Genomic DNA, 3,928 nt, shown 5'->3' with positions numbered 1-3,928 from the left:
GCGGCCCGCGGCGCCGACGGCCTGCACGGGGCGATCTTCCACAGCGACAACGGAGCCCAGTACGCGTCGAGGGAGTTCGCCCAGGTCTGCTCGGAACTCGGCGTGACCAGATCACGCGGCGCGGTGGGCACGAGCGCGGACAACGCCACCGCGGAGAGTCTGAACGCGACCATGAAACGCGAGACGCTCCAGGGACGGAAACGGTGGAACGGGGCCCGTGAGGCCCGCCTCGCGGTCTTCCGATGGGCAACCCGCTACAACACCCGCCGACGGCACTCCCGCCTCGGCCAGATCAGCCCGATCGCCTACGAACAACGATCAACTACGCTGGCCACCGCCGCATGACAACCGGTGTCCACGATCAAGGGGAAAGCCCCGTTGGCCTGGCGGATGAGCTGCTGCTTCTGGGACCAGCTGAAAAGCCGGGTGGGGTCCCGCCAGCGCCGCTTACGGCCAACCCTGATGGCGAGGCACAGGATGCCGATCGCAGCGATGGCCAAGCAGGCGAGCAGCACAGTCGGATCTGGCTGCATGGCGTTCAGTGGAGGTCGTTGCTGAAGGAGATCAGCTCACGCCCGGTCGCCCAGGACAGGTCCTCGGAGTCGATGACCGTGACGGGACGGGCCTTGCCGGTGCAAAGGTTGGCCCTTCGGGGCTCACGATGCTCTGTGTCGGGGTCGGGCTCGGAGACGATGCGGTACTTGGGCATGGTCGAAGGCTGCTTTCTGTACAGGAACGCGTGAGCCGGACAGCGAACCGCCGAGGAGACCGGAGTGGCTCCTCGGCGGCTCGGATGGGGGCGTCCTCAGAAGTCGATGGAGTACTGCGGGGGACGGCGCAAGGTCACCGCGGCGGCACGCAGGTCCTTCTCGTCGTCGGGCGACCTGTCGTCCTCGTCACGGAGTTCGGTGAGCGTGAAGGCACCATCCGGGAGCTGGTAGCCGTCCTCGTACGGGACAGCGTCGCGCATGCGGAACTGCAGCCCGGTGCCGGTGTCCCAGTCGTTGATGGTCTGCAGGCTGTCGCTGTTGAACAGATCGACACGGCCATCGAAGACGTCGGTGTCGCCGGTCTTCCAGATGATGTGGACCTCGATCCGCGAGCCGGCGTTCTCGCTGCGCTTGATGTTCAGGTCACCGATCACCTCAGCGAACGACTCGCCCAGGCGCAGCTCGAAGGCGATCGCCCGCAAGTGGTCGAAGTTGATGTCGTACTTCCGGGAGAAGTCGACGATCTCGGCCACCTGCTTCTCGGCCACTCCGGGCACCTGGTCGCGCAGGTAGGTGGCCACCGTCTCGGGCTCGGGGTAGGAAAAGCGCATGTGGTAATGGAAGCGGCCGGGGCGGTTGAGCATGTAGTCGTTGACGCGGTGCAGCTCGTTGACCGACAGGACGTAGAGGCGCTTCGTCGTGCTCAGCCCGTCGAACAGACTCAGGAACTGGTTCTGCGACTCGTCGTCCTCATTGGAGAAGATCTTCTCGAACTCGTCGAAGACAACGACGACTTCGCCCAGCTCGTCGAGGAAGGCGGCCAGCCCCGGCGTGTCGTGCTGCACGAGCACGGTGGGCAGGTGGTGTTCCTCGCGCATCCGCTCGGCAAGCAGGCGGAGCATGAGGCTCTTACCCATGCCCTTGTCGCCGGAGAGGATGACGCCGAGCGAACGGTCCATAGCGGAGTAGCCGGTGACGATCCGCTGTACACGGGAGGCGTGGCTGCCGTAGACGGTCTCCTCGGCGGATGCCAGCGGCTCCGTCTGGCGCACGCTGTAGCCGGCCACCTGGGAGAAGGAGATCGTGTAGGTGGCCACGGGCAGATCAGCGAAGGTCTGCACGGAGTCCCCGTAGAGGCGGAACTCCCCGCCGGAGGCGACGATCGTGGATGCGGGCATGAAGGCTTCTCGCTTTCGCAGGAGTTGAGTGGGTGAAGATGGCGGCGGGGCAGCGGCACTCAGCGGATCGGAAGCCCGCTGTGCAGCTCGGCGATGCGGCCCTGGTGGGCGCCGAGTGCGACGTCGACGAAGGTCTGGGAGCGGCGGAACAGGCCGCCTCGCGTGAAGGTGTGAATTCCACTGGAGAAGAAGCCGCGCCGACCGGGACCTTGCCTGGGCGTGCGCGGCGGTGCTTGGCTCAGCGGGTCAGAAGCTCGTCGAGGAAGCTGTCGATGTCGACGGATTCAGACTCCCGGCCTGCGGGGACGGCCTCGAAGGTCTTGGCGAGCCATGCCTTGACGGAAGCTGCCGGTCCTTCAAGGCGGGCGTATCCGTGGGGGGATTCCAGTTCGATGCTGAAGCAGTTGTGGTGAGGGCCGATCGGAGTGATCTTCACGTCGCCGATGCCAGCAGGTGCGGTGAGGCCCTGGTCGAGCAGTTCCCGGGAGAACGTCCACCGGACCACATCGTCGGGCGTGACGTCGAAGGAGAACTGCACCACGTAGAGGTCCGTGTTCTTGTAGTAGAGCCGCACGGGGACGAATACACGCAAGTCCGGGCCGACCGCGAGCGACACGCGGATCTCCAGTTCCAGGCCGGGAAAGCCCATGGGTGGATTCCTGTTCTTCGGCGGAAAGGCGTGGTGGAGGCGGGCGGCGGGCGGCAACGCCCGGCGATGCTCAAACACCGCCGTCCCGCCGAGGTCGTGAGGGGGACATGGCGGGCGCGGCTTGCTGTACCTGGCGTTCTGCCAGGGCATTGACGGCGAAGTGGACCTCGCCGTGGATGGCCCACTGGTCGAGGTAGTGCCAGGCTTCGGCGAGGCTCTCGACGAGCGATTCGTCGTACGCCTTCGTGCCGGCCCGGGCGCCCTCGGGCAGCTGTGCTCTTCGCGCATCCGTTCGGCGAGCAGGCGGAGCATGAGGCTCTTACCCATGCCCTTGTCTGCGGGCATGGAGACTTCTCGCTTTCGCAGGAGTGTGGGTGATGGCGATGTATCGGCACTCAGCGGATCGGAAGCACGCTGCTGTCCGGGCGATAGACGCCCTCGTCCTCGTTGAGCACGGACTCGCTGAGGTGACGGTTGCCGGCACCAGGAGCGTCGCGACGAGCGCGGCCCGGCGCTGCTCGTCGGCGAGCACGATCTCGGGATTGCGGCCCGGCGCAGTGAAGAAGTGCTCGGCGAACGCCTCGCCGGGGCCGTACTCGGTGATTACCGAGAAGAGCGTCTTGGGGGCCGCGCTCTTCTTCGTGATGGCGCTCGCATAGAGCTGGACGCCCCACTCGCACGACAGGAGCCGGGACGGCAGCGCCCGCAGCGAGCGAGCGGCGGGAGGGTGTGTTGTGCGTCAGCTCTCCGGGACGGTCACCGGCGCCGCGGGGTTGGCGCTCACGAACTGGAGGAACCAGTCGGGTACCTGGCCCAGCTCGGCGTGGTAGCGGGTCCAGATCTCCCGGACTGGACGGCGGTCCAAGCTCTCGTCGGGCAGGACCACGTGCCCCGTCACCTCGATGCTGTTCCAGCGGGGCGCGGCAGCACCGTCCTGGAACCAGCGGATACGCAACCGGACGGGCCGCACGCGGTGGTCGCCCTCGCCGTCCTCGATGATGAGGTCCGGGCCGCACTGCCTCTGCCATACCTTCTCGTACGTCCGCTGTGACGGCTTGGCTGTCCCCGCGTCGTCGTACATGACCAGCTCGTCGTACCGCTCCGCACGCAGTGAGGGCGTGAACGAGGCGGGCGCGAACGCCTGCTCGGCGTCCTTGCCGGTACCGGAGGTGATGAAGTCGTAGGCGCCCCTGCGGGAGCTCCTTTCGGGCACTGTCGTGTGCCGCCGGCGACAAGGCGGCCCGCGGGTTGAACGGGCGGCGGAAGCGAGTCGGTGCGCGGTCGCGAGACCGGGCAGGTCGTGGGGGCGGGGGGCCGGCCCACCACCCGCCAGGCCACCGGGGGCGCGTGGGGCCACCGGGTGGGGTAACCCGTCCGGGCTCGGCCCCCCC

General features: G+C 67.4%; 6 protein-coding genes. 2 read left to right on the top strand and 4 right to left on the bottom strand.

The features are described from left to right. Window positions 1-345: transposase (locus ACF08M_RS33465; RefSeq protein ID WP_392189028.1), on the top strand; the 345-nt coding region annotated here is incomplete at its 5' end. A gap of 193 nt (window positions 346-538) precedes the next feature. Here the strand turns inward: ACF08M_RS33465 and ACF08M_RS33460 are convergent. From ACF08M_RS33460 to ACF08M_RS33450, 3 genes are all read right to left on the bottom strand, one after another. Further along, window positions 539-709 (bottom strand): hypothetical protein, encoded by a 171-nt coding sequence (locus ACF08M_RS33460; protein ID WP_392189027.1) that lies wholly within the window; start codon window positions 707-709, stop codon window positions 539-541. 96 nt (window positions 710-805) lie between these two features. Beyond that, entirely contained in the window at window positions 806-1,888 is a 1,083-nt protein-coding gene (locus ACF08M_RS33455) for an AAA family ATPase (RefSeq protein WP_392189026.1), read from the bottom strand. Window positions 1,889-2,126: 238 nt separating this feature from the next. Further along, window positions 2,127-2,537: an SsgA family sporulation/cell division regulator gene (locus tag ACF08M_RS33450; protein ID WP_392189025.1), complete on the bottom strand. Its 411-nt coding sequence runs from the start codon at window positions 2,535-2,537 to the stop codon at window positions 2,127-2,129. 377 nt (window positions 2,538-2,914) lie between these two features. On the opposite strand from ACF08M_RS33450, the gene ACF08M_RS33445 reads away from it, so the two are divergent. Then, a complete protein-coding gene (locus ACF08M_RS33445) occupies window positions 2,915-3,196 on the top strand; it encodes a hypothetical protein (RefSeq protein ID WP_392189024.1) in 282 nt (93 codons plus the stop codon). Between the two features lie 80 nt (window positions 3,197-3,276). Here ACF08M_RS33445 and ACF08M_RS33440 read toward each other — a convergent pair whose 3' ends face one another. Continuing rightward, window positions 3,277-3,750, bottom strand: a complete 474-nt coding sequence (locus tag ACF08M_RS33440; RefSeq protein WP_392189023.1) for a hypothetical protein — start codon at window positions 3,748-3,750, stop codon at window positions 3,277-3,279. Window positions 3,751-3,928 lie beyond the last annotated feature (178 nt).

Source organism: Streptomyces sp. NPDC015032 (genome assembly GCF_043080425.1).
Lineage (GTDB): Bacteria > Actinomycetota > Actinomycetes > Streptomycetales > Streptomycetaceae > Streptomyces.
This window is presented reverse-complemented; position numbering and strand designations above follow the sequence as displayed.

What these genes read in the sequence shown, in the direction of transcription:
- ACF08M_RS33460 (WP_392189027.1), bottom strand. Translation starts at nt 709, where the DNA reads ATGCCCAAGTACCGCATCGTCTCCGAGCCCGACCCCGACACAGAGCAT.
- ACF08M_RS33455 (WP_392189026.1), bottom strand. Translation starts at nt 1,888, where the DNA reads ATGCCCGCATCCACGATCGTCGCCTCCGGCGGGGAGTTCCGCCTCTAC.
- ACF08M_RS33450 (WP_392189025.1), bottom strand. Translation starts at nt 2,537, where the DNA reads ATGGGCTTTCCCGGCCTGGAACTGGAGATCCGCGTGTCGCTCGCGGTC.
- ACF08M_RS33445 (WP_392189024.1), top strand. Translation starts at nt 2,915, where the DNA reads ATGGCGATGTATCGGCACTCAGCGGATCGGAAGCACGCTGCTGTCCGG.